Source organism: Isoptericola halotolerans, assembly GCF_003003075.1.
Taxonomy (GTDB): Bacteria; Actinomycetota; Actinomycetes; order Actinomycetales; family Cellulomonadaceae; genus Isoptericola; species Isoptericola halotolerans_A.
Window position 1 is genome coordinate 97,945 of sequence record NZ_PVTX01000011.1, and the last position, 15,440, is coordinate 113,384.

At 72.9% G+C, this 15,440-nt stretch carries 16 protein-coding genes and 6 tRNA genes; 11 read left to right on the forward strand and 11 right to left on the reverse strand.

The annotated features are described in order from the left end of the window. The first annotated feature begins 50 nt into the window (after positions 1–50). From gndA to BCL65_RS15445, 4 genes are read left to right on the forward strand one after another with little or no spacing between them, the layout of a single operon-like run. Positions 51–1,499 (forward strand): NADP-dependent phosphogluconate dehydrogenase, encoded by a 1,449-nt coding sequence (gene gndA / locus BCL65_RS15430; protein WP_106269408.1) that lies wholly within the window; start codon positions 51–53, stop codon positions 1,497–1,499. A gap of 7 nt (positions 1,500–1,506) precedes the next feature. Further along, positions 1,507–2,844, forward strand: a complete 1,338-nt coding sequence (locus BCL65_RS15435; RefSeq protein WP_106269409.1) for a carboxylate--amine ligase — start codon at positions 1,507–1,509, stop codon at positions 2,842–2,844. Continuing rightward, the gene (locus BCL65_RS15440) at positions 2,841–4,139 is read left to right on the forward strand and encodes a carboxylate--amine ligase (RefSeq protein WP_106269410.1); all 1,299 of its coding nucleotides are present in this window, start codon (positions 2,841–2,843) and stop codon (positions 4,137–4,139) included. The genes BCL65_RS15435 and BCL65_RS15440 overlap by 4 nt, the downstream gene beginning before the upstream one ends. Then, positions 4,136–4,876, forward strand: coding sequence for an aspartate/glutamate racemase family protein (locus BCL65_RS15445; protein WP_243401101.1), 741 nt, complete (start codon positions 4,136–4,138; stop codon positions 4,874–4,876). The genes BCL65_RS15440 and BCL65_RS15445 overlap by 4 nt, the downstream gene beginning before the upstream one ends. Before the next feature lie 29 nt (positions 4,877–4,905). Here BCL65_RS15445 and BCL65_RS15450 read toward each other — a convergent pair whose 3' ends face one another. Both BCL65_RS15450 and BCL65_RS15455 read right to left on the reverse strand, forming a co-directional pair. Continuing rightward, positions 4,906–5,397, reverse strand: a complete 492-nt coding sequence (locus tag BCL65_RS15450) for a hypothetical protein (RefSeq protein WP_106269411.1) — start codon at positions 5,395–5,397, stop codon at positions 4,906–4,908. A gap of 9 nt (positions 5,398–5,406) precedes the next feature. Next, positions 5,407–6,183 (reverse strand): dihydrofolate reductase family protein, encoded by a 777-nt coding sequence (locus tag BCL65_RS15455; RefSeq protein ID WP_106269412.1) that lies wholly within the window; start codon positions 6,181–6,183, stop codon positions 5,407–5,409. A 35-nt stretch (positions 6,184–6,218) separates the two neighbouring features. Between BCL65_RS15455 and zapE the strand changes: the two genes are divergently transcribed. Next, complete coding sequence (gene zapE, locus BCL65_RS15460) at positions 6,219–7,328, forward strand: cell division protein ZapE (protein WP_374956686.1); 1,110 nt, start codon at positions 6,219–6,221, stop codon at positions 7,326–7,328. 25 nt (positions 7,329–7,353) lie between these two features. Here zapE and BCL65_RS18055 read toward each other — a convergent pair whose 3' ends face one another. Next, entirely contained in the window at positions 7,354–9,042 is a 1,689-nt protein-coding gene (locus tag BCL65_RS18055) for a hypothetical protein (RefSeq protein ID WP_165800044.1), read from the reverse strand. 141 nt (positions 9,043–9,183) lie between these two features. Here BCL65_RS18055 and BCL65_RS15470 point away from each other — a divergent pair, with 141 nt between their 5' ends. Beyond that, positions 9,184–9,417: a hypothetical protein gene (locus BCL65_RS15470; RefSeq protein WP_106269414.1), complete on the forward strand. Its 234-nt coding sequence runs from the start codon at positions 9,184–9,186 to the stop codon at positions 9,415–9,417. 7 nt (positions 9,418–9,424) lie between these two features. On the opposite strand, the gene BCL65_RS15475 is transcribed toward BCL65_RS15470, so the two are convergent. Both BCL65_RS15475 and BCL65_RS15480 read right to left on the reverse strand, forming a co-directional pair. Then, the gene (locus BCL65_RS15475; protein ID WP_308701017.1) at positions 9,425–9,718 is read right to left on the reverse strand and encodes a hypothetical protein; all 294 of its coding nucleotides are present in this window, start codon (positions 9,716–9,718) and stop codon (positions 9,425–9,427) included. A 10-nt stretch (positions 9,719–9,728) separates the two neighbouring features. Then, positions 9,729–10,484 carry an HNH endonuclease family protein gene (locus tag BCL65_RS15480; RefSeq protein ID WP_243401100.1) on the reverse strand — a complete coding sequence of 252 codons (756 nt, stop codon included), beginning with the start codon at positions 10,482–10,484 and terminating at the stop codon, positions 9,729–9,731. Between the two features lie 89 nt (positions 10,485–10,573). On the opposite strand from BCL65_RS15480, the gene BCL65_RS15485 reads away from it, so the two are divergent. Further along, positions 10,574–11,083: a DUF421 domain-containing protein gene (locus BCL65_RS15485; RefSeq protein WP_106269416.1), complete on the forward strand. Its 510-nt coding sequence runs from the start codon at positions 10,574–10,576 to the stop codon at positions 11,081–11,083. 7 nt (positions 11,084–11,090) lie between these two features. Here the strand turns inward: BCL65_RS15485 and BCL65_RS15490 are convergent. The 6 genes from BCL65_RS15490 to BCL65_RS15515 form a co-directional block, all read right to left on the reverse strand. Beyond that, a tRNA-Val gene (locus BCL65_RS15490) sits at positions 11,091–11,165 on the reverse strand. Between the two features lies 1 nt (position 11,166). Further along, positions 11,167–11,242: transfer RNA gene (locus BCL65_RS15495), tRNA-Gly, on the reverse strand. 116 nt (positions 11,243–11,358) lie between these two features. After that, positions 11,359–11,637, reverse strand: coding sequence for a DUF2277 domain-containing protein (locus BCL65_RS15500; RefSeq protein ID WP_106269417.1), 279 nt, complete (start codon positions 11,635–11,637; stop codon positions 11,359–11,361). A 71-nt stretch (positions 11,638–11,708) separates the two neighbouring features. Next, a tRNA-Val gene (locus BCL65_RS15505) sits at positions 11,709–11,783 on the reverse strand. Between the two features lies 1 nt (position 11,784). Continuing rightward, positions 11,785–11,855: transfer RNA gene (locus BCL65_RS15510), tRNA-Cys, on the reverse strand. Positions 11,856–11,913: 58 nt separating this feature from the next. Beyond that, positions 11,914–11,986, reverse strand: a tRNA-Gly gene (locus BCL65_RS15515). A gap of 115 nt (positions 11,987–12,101) precedes the next feature. On the opposite strand from BCL65_RS15515, the gene BCL65_RS15520 reads away from it, so the two are divergent. From BCL65_RS15520 to BCL65_RS15535, 4 genes are all read left to right on the forward strand, one after another. Next, on the forward strand, positions 12,102–13,247 hold the full coding sequence (locus BCL65_RS15520; RefSeq protein ID WP_106269418.1) for a chorismate-binding protein: 1,146 nt from the start codon (positions 12,102–12,104) through the stop codon (positions 13,245–13,247). After that, a complete protein-coding gene (locus BCL65_RS15525) occupies positions 13,244–13,858 on the forward strand; it encodes a dihydrofolate reductase family protein (protein ID WP_106269419.1) in 615 nt (204 codons plus the stop codon). The genes BCL65_RS15520 and BCL65_RS15525 overlap by 4 nt, the downstream gene beginning before the upstream one ends. A 5-nt stretch (positions 13,859–13,863) precedes the next feature. Next, on the forward strand, positions 13,864–14,730 hold the full coding sequence (locus BCL65_RS15530) for an aminotransferase class IV (protein ID WP_106269420.1): 867 nt from the start codon (positions 13,864–13,866) through the stop codon (positions 14,728–14,730). Positions 14,731–14,840: 110 nt separating this feature from the next. Beyond that, positions 14,841–14,912 (forward strand) — tRNA-Val (locus BCL65_RS15535). Positions 14,913–15,440: the final 528 nt, after the last annotated feature.

Sequence of the window (15,440 nt, forward strand, 5' to 3'; positions counted from 1 at the left end):
CGTGCACCACGAGACGCCCGGACACGATCTTCCCGAGGAAGCAGGAATCGATGACAGCACGTGCCCAGATCGGCGTCACCGGACTCGCGGTGATGGGTCGCAACCTCGCGCGCAACTTCGCCCGCCACGGCTACACCGTGGCCGTGCACAACCGCAGCTACGGCAAGACCCGGTCCCTGGTCGAGGAGGCGGGCCACGAGGGCGACTTCGTGCCGTCGGAGACCATGGCCGACTTCGTCGCCTCGCTCGAGCGGCCGCGCAAGGTCGTCATCATGGTCAAGGCGGGTGCCGCGACCGACGCCGTCATCGACGAGCTGCTGCCGCTGCTGGAGGAGGGCGACATCGTCGTCGACGCCGGCAACGCGCACTTCCCGGACACCATCCGCCGCGAGGAGGCGCTCAGCGCCCGCGGCCTGCACTTCGTCGGCACCGGCGTCTCGGGCGGCGAGGAGGGTGCGCTGCTCGGCCCGTCCATCATGCCCGGCGGCACCCGTGAGTCCTACGAGTCGCTCGGGCCGATCCTCGAGGCGATCTCCGCGAAGGTCGACGGCACGCCGTGCTGCACCTACGTGGGGCCGAACGGCGCCGGCCACTTCGTCAAGATGGTGCACAACGGCATCGAGTACGCCGACATGCAGCTCATCGCCGAGGCCTACGACCTGCTCAAGCAGGGCCTGGGCGCCTCGGCGGCCGAGATCGGCCAGATCTTCGCCGAGTGGAACACCGGCGACCTCGAGTCGTTCCTCATCGAGATCACGGCCGACGTGCTGCAGCACGTCGACGCCGAGACCGGCTCGGCGTTCGTCGACATCGTCCTCGACCAGGCCGAGCAGAAGGGCACCGGCCGCTGGACCGTGCAGAACGGTCTGGACCTGGGTGTGCCCATCACGGGTATCGCCGAGGCGACGTTCGCCCGCGCCCTGTCCGGCTCGGTGCCGCAGCGCGAGGCCGGCCGTGCCGCGCTGCCCGCCCACACCCAGGCCTGGGAGGTCGGCACGGACGACGCGTCCCGCGCCCGCTTCGTGGAGGACGTGCGCCTGGCCCTCTACGCCTCCAAGGTCGTCGCCTACTCCCAGGGGTTCGACCAGATCGCGGCGGCGTCGGCGGAGAACGGCTGGGACATCGACCGTGGCGCCATGGCCCGCATCTGGCGCGGCGGCTGCATCATCCGCGCCCGGTTCCTGAACCGGATCACCGAGGCCTACGAGCGTGACGCGAACCTCCCGCTGCTGCTCGCCGACGAGTACTTCACGGACGCGGTCGGCAACGGCCTCGCCGCCTGGCGTCGCGTCGTCGCCGGCGCCGCGCAGAACGGCGTGCCGACGCCCGCGTTCAGCTCCTCGCTGGCGTACTACGACGGCGTGCGGGCCGAGCGCCTGCCGGCGGCCCTCATCCAGGCGCAGCGCGACTTCTTCGGCGCGCACACCTACCGGCGTACCGACCGGGACGGCACGTTCCACACGCAGTGGTCGGCCGACCGCACCGAGCAGGAGGCCTGACACCCTCGTGACCAGCTCCCTCGCGGAATCCGGGGCCGCCGCAGGCCCCGGGTTCCATCCCGTGATCGTCGGGTCGGACATCGGCGTGTACGGCCTGACCCGTTCCTTCCACGAGCAGTTCGGGCTGCGCACCACGGTGGTCGCGTTCGCCGAGCCGGGCCCCATCGCGCACTCGCAGCTCATCGACACGGTGCTGTCCGGCACCGCGCCGGACGAGATCGTGTCGACGCTCGAGCGCGTGGCGACCGACCGGCGCGCCGCCGGCCACCGCGAGCCGCTGCTGCTGCAGTCCAACATGGACTGGGTGGTGCGGATCCTCGCGCACCACCGTGCGGTGCTCGAGACCGCCGGGTACGTCCTGCCCTACGCCGACGTCGACCTCATCGACCGGATCTGCGACAAGGCGGAGTTCTCGGCCGTGTGCGCCGAGCTCGGCATCCCGACGCCCGCCACCGTGATCCAGGACTTCGCCACGGCCGCCGACGACGGGTGGCGGCCCGCGCCCGTCGACTTCGCCTACCCGGTGATCGCCAAGCCCGCCTCCAGCGCCGACTACCACGACGCGCGGTTCGCGGGGAAGAAGAAGATCTACGAGATCGCCTCGCCCGGTGAGCTCGAGGAGCTCTGGACCGCGCTGCGCGGAGCGGGTTTCCGCGGGCGCTTCCTGGTCCAGGAGATGATCCCGGGGGACGACACGCAGATGCGGTCCGTCACCACCTACTCCGACACGTCGGGGCGGGTCACGCTGCGCTGCTCCGCCCAGGTGCTGCTGGAGGAGCGGACTCCGGCGGCGCGCGGGAACCCGTCGGCGATGATCGTCGAGCCGATCGACGAGATCCTCGACGCCGCGCAGCGGATCTGCGAGCACACCGGGTGGCGCGGGTTCGCGAACTTCGACGTCAAGCTCGACCCTCGTGACGGCGTCTTCAAGTTCTTCGAGCAGAACCCGCGCATCGGTCGGAACAACTACTACGTCACCGCGGGCGGGCAGAACCCCACCGAGGTGCTGGTGGACGACGTGATCCGCCGTCAGCAGCGCGAGCGCGTGACCGCTCAGCACGAGGTGCTCTACGCCGTCGTGCCCCACCGGATGCTGCGCCGCTACGTGCTGGACGACGGGTTGCGCGCACGCGTGGTGGGCCTGATGCGGACGGGGCGCTCCGTGCACCCGCTGCGGTACGCGGCCGACGCCAGCCCGCGGCGTCGGCTGTACATCCTCACGGCGCTGGTCAACCACGTGCGCAAGTACCGGCGGTACTACCCGATGAGCGCGCTGAAGGCCAACTATGCGGCCGCGCAGCAGGCGGCCGCCGCGCGTCCCGCCGGTGGGCGGAGGAACCGATGAACCGTCGGCTGCAGCCCGTCGTCCTGGGTGGCGACATCGGGGCGTACTCGCTCGCCCGGACCTTCCACGAGGCCTACGGCGTCAAGCCGGTCGTGGTCTCGGGCATGTCCACGGGCCTGGTGCGGCACTCGCGGATCCTGCACCACGTCGCCGAGCCGCGTATCGACGACCCGGACGCGATCGTCGCGCGCCTGCGCGCGATCGCCGACGAGCACCGCGACGCCGACCTGGTCGTGATGGGCTCCGCGGACTGGCTCGTGCGCACCCTGGTGGAGAACCGCGACCGCCTGGAGGACCGGTACACGGTCCCGTACGTCGGGGAGGAGCTGCTGCTGCGGCTCACCGACAAGGAAGGCTTCGGCGAGCTGTGCGCCGAGCTCGGCATCGCCCACCCCACCACGGTCGTGCACAAGATCGAGGGGCGGGACGCTCCCGACGGCGGCGAGCCCGACACGTCGGGTCTGACCTTCCCGGTCATCGCCAAGGCGGCCAGCACGGCCGCGTACCACGATGTCGAGTTCGCGGGGAAGAAGAAGGTCTTCCTCGTCGAGTCCCGCGCCGAGCTGGTCGACCTCCTCGCTCGCGTGCGCACGGCCGGCTACGTGGGCTCGTTCGTCATCCAGGACTACATCCCCGGTGACGACTCGGGGATGCGGATCCTCACCTGCTACTCCGACGCCAACGGCAAGGTGCGCTTCTCGGCGTTCGGGCACGTGCTGCTCGAGGAGCACACCCCCGGGGCGCTCGGCAACCCGGCCGGGATCATCACCCAGGTCCAGCCCGAGGTCGTCGAGCAGGCCACGCGGCTGCTGGAGCACGTCGGCTGGACGGGGTTCGCCAACTTCGACCTGAAGTACGACCCGCGCGACGGGCGGTACGTGTTCTTCGAGCTCAACCCCCGCCTGGGCCGGTCGAACTTCTACATCGCCGCCGCCGGGGCGCACGCGGTGAAGTTCTCGGTCCACGAGCACCTGCGCGGGCTCGACCCCGACCCGCGAGCCGTGCTCGGGGCGGACGTGCCGCTCTCGGCCACGGGCGAGCTCGAGGCGCGCAGCCTCTACACGGTGCTGCCGGGGCGGCTGCTGCGGCGGTACGTGCTCGACCCCGAGGTGCGGGCCGAGGCGCGGCGGCTCGCGTGGCGCGGCCGGTCGAGCAACCCGCTGTGGTACCGGGCCGAGACCGACCCGCGCCGCATCGCCTACCTGTGCATCGCCCAGCTGAACCAGTGGCGCAAGTACGCCCGCCACTACCCGCTGGCCGAGGCGCGACGCCTGGCGTGGAAGGGCACGGCGTGACGGAGGGGCACCTCCCGGACGACGTGGACCAGGCGCCGCCGGTCGGAGTGATCGGCGGCGTCGGGCCGCTCGCCACGGCGTACTTCCTGCAGCGCGTGGTCCAGCTCACCGCGGCGGAGCGCGACCAGGAGCACGTGGACATGGTGGTCCTGAACCATGCCACGGTGCCGGACCGCACGGACTTCGTCGTCGGGCGTTCGACGCTCGACCCCGGACCCGTCCTGGCGCGCGACGCCCGCCGACTCGAACGGTTCGGCGTGAGCTTCCTGGTGATGCCGTGCAACACCGCGCACTACTTCACCCAGCAGGTGCTCGACGCGATCACCGTGCCGTTCGTCTCCATCGTGGACGTCACGGTGGCGGCCGCCCGGCGGCGTGCGCCCGGCCTGACGAAGGTCGGCCTGCTGGCCACGGCCGGGACGGTGGCCTCCGGGGTCTACGACGACGCGTTCGCCGCGCACGGCATCGAGGTCGTCACGCCGGACGCGGACGACCAGGCGCGGGTCAGCACCGTCATCTACGACCAGGTGAAGGCGGGACGCCCCGCCGACCCGGACGAGCTGCGCGCCGTCGCGGCGGGGCTGGTCGCGCGCGGTGCCGGCGTCGTCGTCCTCGGATGCACCGAGCTGTCGGTCGCGGCGGTCGACCACGGCCTGCTCGACGAGCCGCCGTTCCTGGACTCCATGGACGAGCTCGTGCGGGCGACGATCATCCGCGCCGGCCACCAGGTGCGCTGACCCCACCAGGTGCGCTGACCCGATGGCGGTCAGCCCAGCTCGGAGGTGCCCGCGTAGAGGTGGAGCACCGGCACCTGGAGGGTCTCGCGGGCCTTCGACGCCCAGTCGGTGTGGAACGTGTCCTCGACGGCGTGCGGGTAGGTCACGACGACGACCTCCTGCGCTCCGGCCTCGACCGCCGCCCGCAGGCTCGGCAGCGGGTCGTCCTCGGTGACCTCGCCCTGCGCCGTCGCACCGGTCGAGCGCAGCAGCTCCACGGACTCGACGACCTGCTCCGACGCCGTCGACGTGGCCTCCCGGGGGTCGGGCTCCCGCCCGACCACGTCGTCCCAGGCCGCGCGCAGCTCGAGCATGCCGAGGTGGTCCAGGACGGACGCCACGACGTTGTGCTCCGTGTCCGCGGGGACGAGCACGCGGTAGGCGACCTCCTCGTCGGGGTGCAGGGAGGTGATGTGCTGGACGTCGGCCGAGGTCAGCGCGTCTTCGGTGAGGACCACGACGGTCCAGGGTGCGTCAGGCATGGCAGCAACCTACGGCACCGTCGGCACCGGTGCCTCCGCACGATGCCGCAGGTCCCAGCTCGCCAGCAGCGTGCCCGACGGCGCGGCGAGGAGCCGGGCGAGCCGGGCCGGTCGGGGCTCGTCGGCCGGCCCGCCGACGATGCGGCCGGGACCGGCCCCGACGAGCCGCGGGGTGGTGGTGACGCACAGCTCGTCGACCAGGCCGGCCTCGAGCATCGACCCGAGCAGGTGCGGGCCGCCCTCGCACAGCACCCGGCCCAGCCCGCGCGCGGCGAGCGCGACGACACCGGCCTCCAGGTCGATCGCGCCACCGACCTCCGGCACGACGACGAGGCGGTCCTCCCCGACCGCGGCGGACGCCGTCGCGGCGCCCGCCGTGCCGGTGACGACCCAGGGCAGGCGCGGTCCGTCCAGCGTGCGGGCGGGGACGCGGCCGCTGCGCGTGACCAGGGCGAGCTCGAGCGGACGGGCGGAGTGGTGCTCCAGCCCGCGGGGGCGTTCGAGCGCCGTGTAGGACTCGGTCCGTGCGGTGCCGGCTCCCACGAGGACGACGTCGGCCAGCGCGCGCAGGACGCGGAACACCCGCCAGTCCGCGGCGTCGTTCACGGAGCCCGAGCGTCCGTCGTCGCCCCAGGCGCCGCCGTCCACGCTGGCGACCATGTTGACCCGCACGTGCGTGTGCGCCGGCAGCGCGTACAGCGCTGCCAGCCGCTCCTCGCGAGGATCGGGCGGCAGCTCCTCCACGTCCGGCACGAGCAGGCGCAGGGGCGGCGTGTCAGAACTCACAGCGGCCAGCCTACGTCGCGCACCTACGCTGGAGGATCGTGACTCCAGTCCCGTCCTCGGCCTCCCGAGCCGCTTCCCGTGCCCCGTCCCCGGCGACCGGTGCGCAGCCCGGCTCCCTGGTGTCGGTGCGCCCGACCGTGTCCCCGGAGCGTCTCCTGGCGGACCTGGTCCCGCCGCGGCACTTCGACGACGCGCGTTTCGCGACGTACCGGGCGAACCCCGAGCACCCCAGCCAGGGCGTCACGCCCGCGCGGCTGGAGGAGGTCGCCGCCGAGATCGCCGCTCCGCCGCCCAGCGGCCTGCGGGCTCTGCTGGGCCGACGACGGCCGGCGCCGGCCGTGTACATGGACGGTGGTTTCGGGGTCGGCAAGACCCACCTGCTGACGTCCCTGGCGCACGCCGTCACCGAGGCGGCGGGCGAGGGCAGCGCGGCCTACGGCACGTTCGTGGAGTACACCAACCTGGTCGGGGCGCTCGGGTTCCTGCCCACCGTCGACGCGCTCGCCACGCGCCGGCTCGTCTGCATCGACGAGTTCGAGCTCGACGACCCGGGTGACACCGTGCTGATGTCCCGCCTGCTGCGTGAGCTCGCCGACCGCGGTGTGGCACTGGCCGCGACGTCCAACACCCTCCCCGACGCCCTGGGGGAGGGCCGGTTCGCCGCCGAGGACTTCCTGCGGGAGATCCAGGCGCTCGCGGGTCGCTTCGAGGTGCTCCGGGTCGACGGCGAGGACTACCGGCACCGCGCGGTGGTCACCGATGCCGAGCCGCTGCCCGACGCGGCGGTGCGGGCCGCCGTCCGGGCGCAGCCGGGTGCGGTGCTGGACGACTTCGAGGACCTGCTCGCGCACCTGGCCACCGTGCATCCCAGCCGGTACGGCGCGCTGCTGGACGGGGTGGAGCTCGTGGCGCTGACCGGCGTGCGGCCGGTCACTCGTCAGGAGGTCGCTCTGCGGCTCGTGGTGCTCGTCGACCGCCTGTACGACCGGGACGTGCCGGTGCTGCTGGCGGGCGTCGACGGGGCCGCGCAGCGGACGTTGTTCACGCCGGAGATGCTGCAGGGCGGTTACCGCAAGAAGTACTTCCGCGCCTTGTCGCGCCTCGGCGCGCTGGCGCAGGAGGGCCGCAGCCTGACCGACTCGTGAGCCGGTCAGGCTGCGTCCGGCGCGGTCAGCCGCGCCGGTCGGTGCCGCCAGGTTCCGGGCCGGCCCGCAGGACGACGGCGGTGCGGCCGGGGACCTGCAGGATGCCGGCGAGCAGGTGGGTCCCGGCGGGGTCCCACGACGCGGCGACCCGCCAGGGCTGCCCGCCGTCCGCGAGGTGCTCATCGAGAACGATCTCCACGGGCGCGTGCGCCGTGACGAGGACGAGTGCGCTGCGGCCCCGTCGCACGACGAGAACGCCCGGCGCGGTGCTCGGCCGGACCTGCTCGGCGACGTCGGCCAGCGAGGAGGATCGCAGCGCCAGCAGTCGGCGGGCCCAGTCGATGAGCTGCTGGTCGGCGGGTTCCTGGCGTTGCACGGGCACGTGCTCGGTGTCGAGGACGACGCCGGTGCCGGCGAGGGTCGCGAACGCGAGCAGCGCGGCCTGGTCGGCGACGTCGGTGGCGGCCGTCGTCCCGGAGCCTGCGCCGGGGTCCGCGCCGTGCACGCCCGACCAGGGCACGGCTCGTGCGGCGGCCGGCAGCCGGGTGAGGTCGCCGACCAGCACGGAGGCGGACCGTGCGGCAGCGCGGTGGGCGCGGCGGAAGGTCGACGGCGCCCGGGCGGACGTGGGACCCGGAGGAAAGGTCGCGTCGGCGAGGTCGCGCAGCGCTGCCACGGGCGCCGGCCCGTGCTCGCCCGACAAGATCCGCCGGATGATCGTCGTCAGGCGGTCGCTGCGCCCGGGGCCGTCCATGAGCAGCGTGCGTGGTCGGCCGGACCGCGCGCCGACGGCCTGGACGGCGTCGGCGAGCTCGGTGAGGAAGGGCACGGCGGAGCGGTCGACGAGGGCCTCGACGTCCAGGAGCAGGCCGTCGACGTGGTAGACCTCGAGCCAGCGCCGGGCGTCGGCGACCAGGAAGTCGCGTGCGCCCCGGCTCCCGGAGCCGTCCAGGTTGAGGCGGGGTGTGTCGCGGTCGGACGACGAGCCGTCGCGGGGCCCGATCCGGGCACCGGCCGCGTAGGGGCCGAAGGCGTGCAGGTCGAGCGTGTCCGCGACCGACCAGCGGTGCGGCAGGTCGAGGACCACGGCCAGCCCGGCGCCGTGCGCGGCGTCGACGAACCGCTGGAGCGCGCCGGCGCCACCGTAGGGCTCGTGCACGGCGAAGAGCCGGACCCCTGCCTCGGGGCCGTCCTCGGGGTCGAAGGCGGCGACCGGCGACAGCTCGACACCGTCGACGCCGAGGGCCGCGACAGTGGGCAACAGCTTCGCTGCGGCGTCGAGCGTCCCCTCGGCCGTGACGGTCGCGACGTCGAGGTGCAGCAGCACCCCGCGCCGCAGGTCGACGCCGCGCCAGCCGTCGTCGTGCCATGCGAAGTCCTCGTCCAGCACCCGGCTCGCGCCGTGCAGCCCGTGCGGCAGGAGGGTGCTGCACGGGTCCGGCAACGCCGGCCCGCCGTCGATCGAGAAGGCGTAGTCGGACCCGAGCGCCAGCTGGTCGTCGGCGCGCCAGTAGCCGGGCTCGTGCGCGCCCACGAGGCGCATCGGGCGGCGCTCCGCGGGTCCGTCGGCACGGGGGAGGACCACCTCGACGGTGTGCGCACGAGGCGCCCAGACGAACGGCCGGGGCCCCGGCCAGCGCTCCGTGGTCCGTGGCTGCGGTGCGCGGGTGCCGGGGGCGAACGCTGCCTGGTCGGTCGGATCGCCTGCGGTCACGCCCGACACCATAGCCCTGTCCGCGGCACCCCGCGGTACCAGCCGGTGCCGTTGTGTCGATGTGGTGACGGGCCTGCACCGACGCTGGAAATAGTGTGCCAAGCACAAGCGAATCGATCCGCGCGCTGGTAGACCAGAGGCATGAGCACAGACCAGGGGGAGGGCCGCCCGGACCGGGCCCGGCACCTCCTTGACGAGTCGATCGCGTCGCAGGCACGGATCGCGCCCCGACGCCGGTCGCTCACGGAACCGCACGGCGACCCGCGGCTGGGGGGCGACGCGACCAAGGCGCCGCACTCGCTGTCGCAGGCGGAGCGACACCTGCACGAGGACGCCTCGAGCGGCCACTCGTGGGACGACCCCGACGAGCTCTGAGGAGACCTCAGCGCGGTCGGCGGTCCGTGCCGACGTCGATCAGTCGCGGCATGCCCGCCGGGGCCACCGCACTGACGGCCAGGTAGCGCGCCTCGGCCCGGTGCAGGCGGATGTGCTCGTCCAACGACCACTGCGGGCCGTTGCACAGCACCATGCCGCACGAGCAGTCGATCTCCACCGTGCCGTCGTCGTGGTGGCGCGCCTGACCGACCGTCACGTGGGAGGCGCGAGCGCGGACCTTGGCGCGGTGCATGACGGCGGAGACGGCCGACGGGCTCTCGGCGCTGCGGTCGGATTCCACGGCGACGAGCCTACCCGGCGGCGGGCAGCTGCTCGTCCGGGCAGCTCGCCAGCACGCGTTGCATGGCTTCCTGCTCCGCCGCGGTGACCCACAGCTCGTAGCGCGCCTTGACGGCCACCTGGCGCGCGACGTACTCGCAGCGGTACGACGAGTCCGGGGGCAGCCACGTCGCCGTGTCACCGTCGCCCTTCGCGCCGTTGGTGGGGCCGTCGACGGCGAGCAGGTTCAGCGGGTCGTTTGCCAGCTCGCGCCGTATCTCCGCGTCCAGGGTCTGGGCGCCCTTCTGCCAGGCGTCCGAGAGGGCGACGACGTGGTCGATCTGGACGGCCGTCGACGTCGTCCGTCCCCGCCGGAAGTCGATCGAGCCGCCCGTGTAGGGGTCCGCGAGCTCGCCGGTGAGCACGATGCACTCGTGCGTGCCGGCCTCGTACGTCACCGCGACCAGGTCGCGCGCGAGGATGTCGTTGCGGGTGTCGCACCCGTTGCGGTCGACGTCGGCCCACGCCGGGCCGAACTCGTCGCGGTCGTAGCCGGTCTTCGGTGCTCGCCCCTTGACCTCGAGGTCGGCGACGGCGGCGAGCGCGGTGCCGGGTGTCGCCTCCCGGGTGGTGACTCCGGCGAGGAGCGAGGAGAACGGGTCGGCGCTGCTCCGGGCGAGGTCCTCGAGGGTGAGGCCCCCGGCGACGAGGAGGACGACGGCGACGACCGCCAGCCGCACCCAGCGACGGCGGGTGCGGGCCGGGCGGTCCGAGGGCGAGCGGGTCACGGACGACTCCTTCGTGAGGTTCGTCCGCATTCTGGCAGACCGGAGGCCGGCCGGAGGCGACGAGAGTCCATCCCTGTTAGGCAGGAGGCATGTGGTTCGACGACCTCGATGCCATCTGGCGCGTCCTCGCGGTCGGCGCCGGCGCCTATGCGGCCCTCGTCGTGCTGCTGCGCGTCACGGGCAAGCGGACGCTGTCCAAGCTCAACGCCTTCGACTTCGTGGTGACCATCGCGCTCGGTTCGACGCTGGCGACGGTGCTGCTCAACGCGGACGTCTCGTGGGCCGAGGGTGTCACGGCGCTGGCCCTCCTCGCGGGACTGCAGCTGGTGGTCTCGTGGATCGTCAGCCGGCGCCCGAAGGTCGCCGGTGTCGTGACGTCCGGCGCGCTGGTGGTGCTCCGGGACGGGGTGCCCGATCTCGACGCCCTGCGCAGGGCGCGTCTGACGCAGGCAGAGCTGGCGCAGTCCGTCCGCCGGGCAGGGTTCGGGGGCTACGACGTCCTCGCGGCAGTGGTGCTGGAGAGTGACGGTTCGCTGTCCGTCGTGCCCGCGTCGAAGCTGGGCGACGCTGCAGCGATCGAGCCGCTGGAGCGTGATTGAGACGTGCTGGTGGGCGATACTGGGATCGAACCAGTGACCTCTTCCGTGTCAGGGAAGCGCGCTCCCGCTGCGCCAATCGCCCGTGGAGCGGATGACGGGACTCGGACCCGCGACATCCACCTTGGCAAGGTGGTGCTCTACCAACTGAGCTACATCCGCACGGCCGGACACGTGCTCCAGGGATTGCTCCCCGGTGTTCCGGCGCCTGAGGAACATTACTGGAACTTCCGGGTGCTGGTCCAATCGCCGGCGGTGTGACCTGCGCCTCGGCAGCGTCAGGCGGAGCTGCGCGCCGCGATGCGTGCCTGGACCTCGGGACGGCGCAGGGGCGGGACGGTCGGCGGTGGTTGCCGGCGCGCGGGCAGCTCGCCGAGCAGGCGGGTGACGATCTCAGCGATCTCGGCTGCGGCGGCCTCGCAGGGCTCTCGCGAGGCGGGGGCGGCGTCCGACGCCACGCCCGTCACCTTGCGGACGAACTGGGCGGCCGCCGCCTCGATCTCCTCGGGCGTGGCCGGCGGCTCGAGGCCGCGCAGCGTGGTGATGTTCCGGCACATGCTCGTGACGCTACGCCGGCCGGGCCGGGGATGCACGAAGGCCCGGACCGTTCGGTCCGGGCCTTCGTGGGTGGTGGGCGATACTGGGATCGAACCAGTGACCTCTTCCGTGTCAGGGAAGCGCGCTACCGCTGCGCCAATCGCCCGAGGTGGGTACGGGATTCGAACCCGTGTATACGGCTTTGCAGGCCGCTGCCTCGCCTCTCGGCCAACCCACCATGAGAAAGCGTGCTCTCCCGCTACCTCGTCGCCGAGGAGGCAGGGAGTGGGCCTCCGAGCGGATGACGGGACTCGGACCCGCGACATCCACCTTGGCAAGGTGGTGCTCTACCAACTGAGCTACATCCGCACGACCGGTCAGTGGGGATCTCTCCCCGGCGTTCCGGCGCGAGGGAAACACTAGTTGACCCAGCCCGAATCCGTCCAATCGCCCGGCGGGGCGCGCCTGGCATAGCGTTCGCAGCGTGCACGCACCGACCTCCTGGGCCTCCTTCGCCGGCCGTCGCGCCACCGACGTCGTCGAGTGCGTCGACCTCCAGCAGGACCCGCAGCGCCTCGCGGAGCCCGGCCCGTGGTTCGTGGTTGTCGACTTCGAGGCCTTCGGGCGCGGTGGGCGGGCCCGGGCCTGGCGGTTCGCCCAGGTGTCCGACGATGTCGCGCCCGCCGCCGGCGCGCTGCGGGACGCTCCGTGGCGAGGCCCGGACCCGTCGAGCTGGCGCAGCTCGCTCGACCGGGACGCCTACCAGGAGGCCGTGCAGCGCGTCCGCGACCACGTCCGTGACGGGACCGTCTACCAGGTCAACGTCTGCCGGGTGCTGGGGGCGCCCCTTCCCGTGGTGCCCGACGGCGCCACGTCGCTCGAGCCCGACGCGGCAGCCCTCGCGGCCCGCCTCGTCGCCGGGAACCCTGCACCGTACGGTGCGGCCGTCCACGTGCCGGCGAGCTCCGGCGTCGACCCGGTGTGGGTGGTCTCGGCCTCGCCCGAGCTGTACCTGTCCCTCGACGCCGGGGTGCTCGCCTCCGGGCCCATCAAGGGCACCGCGCGGACGGCGGACGGGCTCACGGACAAGGACCGGGCCGAGAACGTGATGATCACCGACCTGGTCCGCAACGACCTGCAGCAGGTGTGCTCGCCCGGGACCGTGACCGTCACCGACCTGCTGGGCGTCGAGGAGCATCCCGGCCTCGTGCATCTCGTCTCGCGGGTCCGTGGTGCTCTGGCACCCGAGATCGCCGAGGCGCCGGACCGGTGGAGCCGGGTGCTGCGCGCGACGTTCCCTCCCGGGTCCGTCTCCGGGGCGCCCAAGTCCTCCGCGCTGCGGATCATCGAGGAGCTGGAGACGGCTCCGCGGGGCCCTTACTGCGGCGCGGTGGGCTGGGTGGACGGCGACCGCGCCGAGCTCGCCGTCGGCATCCGCACGTTCTGGTGGGAGCGTGGGCCGCACGACGACGGCGTGCTGCGGTTCGGCACGGGAGCCGGGATCACGTGGGGCTCCGACCCGCTGGCCGAGTGGCACGAGACCGAGCTCAAGGCGGAGCGGCTCGTCGGTCTCGCGTCGGCACGGACGGCCGATGAGTTCGGCACGCCGGCACGGTCAGCCGAGACATGACCCTGGTGACCTGCAACCTGTCCGTGTCGCTCGACGGCTTCAGCGCCGGCCCGCACCCCAGCCGCGAGCGGCCCTTCGGGGACGTCGTGGGGACCGGCGAGATCCTGCACTCGTGGATGTTCGACCATGCGCCCGAGCACGCCGAGGAGATCGCCGGGATCCTACGCGCCGGCGCCTTCGTCATGGGTCGCGGCATGTTCTCGCCGGACCAGGGGCCGTGGGACCACGACTGGTGCGGGTGGTGGGGCGAGGAGCCGCCCTACCGCGCACCCGTGTTCGTGCTCACGCACCACGAGCGCCCGGCGCTCGAGATGAAGGGCGGCACGACGTTCCACTTCGTGACGGGCGGACTCGACGAGGCCCTCGAGCGGGCGCGGGAGGCGGCCGGCGAGCGGGACGTGTCCGTCGCCGGCGGAGCCACCGTTGTCAACGCCTGCCTGCAGGCCGGCGTCATCGACGAGCTGCGTCTGCACGTCGCGCCGGTGGTGCTGGATATCCCCGGGGGTGTGCGCCTGTTCGACGGCGTGGGCCGGCATGCGCTCGAGGCGGTGAGCGCACGGCACACGCCGGAGGTGACGCACCTGGTCTACCGCCGGCGTCGGGCAGACTGACCCCCATGAGTCTGGTGATCTGGGCCGAAGGCCGGTTGGTCGGTGCGGGAGAGGCCGCGATGAGCGCGGTCGACCACGGCATCACGGTGGGCGACGGCGTCTTCGAGACGTGCACGGTGCTCGACGGGAGGGCGTTCGCGCTCACGCGGCACCTGGCGCGGCTCGCGCGGTCCGCCGCAGGGCTGGGGCTCGAGGCGCCCGACGAGCAGAAGGTGCGCGACGGCGTCGCGGCCGTCCTGCAGGAGGCGGTGCGGTCGGGCGGGGCGTTCGACGGCCGGCTGCGCATCACCGTGACGGCCGGTGTCGGACCGCTCGGCTCCCACCGTGTGGAGGGCGCGCAGACCGTGGTCGTCGCCGCCCAGGAGTCCGTCATGGCACCGGAGTCGCGTTCGGTGCGGTCCCCGTGGCCGCGCAACGAGCGCTCGGCGATCGCCGGCCTCAAGACGACGTCGTACGCCGAGAACGTCGTGGCCCTCGCCCACGCGAAGGCGCAGGGCGCGGACGAGACCATCCTGCCCAACACCGTGGGCGACCTGTGCGAGGGCACGGGCTCGAACGTGTTCGTCGAGCGGGACGGCGAGCTCGTGACCCCGCTGCTCGATTCGGGAGCGCTGGCCGGCATCACCCGGCAGCTGCTGCTCGAGTGGGGCGCTGAGACCGGGCTCCCCGTGCGCGAGGCCCGTGTGGGGGAGCTGCCCTTTGCGGTCCTCGACGAGGCCGACTCCGGGGACGTGCAGCTCGTGCTGACGTCCTCCGGGCGCAACGTCCAGCCGGTGACCTGGCTCGACGGGACCGAGGTCGCGGTGGGGGAGGTCTCGGCGGAGGCTCGCGTGCTGTTCGAGAAGCTCTGCCGCGAGCGCATCGACCCCTGACCGCGCGCCCGATCCCTCACCTGGGGCGACGCCGCCCGAGCTGTGGGCCACGCCGCACCGTCCCGGTTTGGACCAGCGCCCGATCTGTGACTACTATCGACCTCGCACTCGGGCGATTGGCGCAGTGGTAGCGCGCTTCGTTCACACCGAAGAGGTCACTGGTTCGAACCCAGTATCGCCCACCGAGAGAGGCCCCTTGACCAGCGGAAACGCTGGGCAGGGGCTTTTCGTTTTGCCGGGCAACGGGCTGCTGGTCTAACTGCTGGTCTGTGACACTCGATCTGGCATGTGGGGGAGTGCGTCGTCGAGCTCGACGTCGGTGCGCGGTGACGGCGCGTGCGTGCCGCCATGACTTCAGCGTCGACGTCCCGAATCCGGGCTTGAACTGCGTGAACGCTGTTCGTTCGACGCTCCCCGAGTCAGGTCGACTGGTTGGTGCGGGGTCGCGGTCGGGTCCGTGAGGTGGCCACGGGCACGGCGGGGGTTGGGGGCGTTCCGAAGTGGTCACTCGGCCGTCCTGACGCTTGGTGCTCCGGCCAGCTCCGTGGCCGCGTTGGAGACGGCCGTCCACACCGTCGGCCGACGTCAAGAGACACCTGCTCATGCAGCAGTCCCCGCAGCTTCGTGGGTGGGTATGACGATCGGGCGAGCACGGGCCTGGTTTCTCTCGGTGCGCGGGAGTACGACCCGGCGTTGGGCAGGTTCGTGTC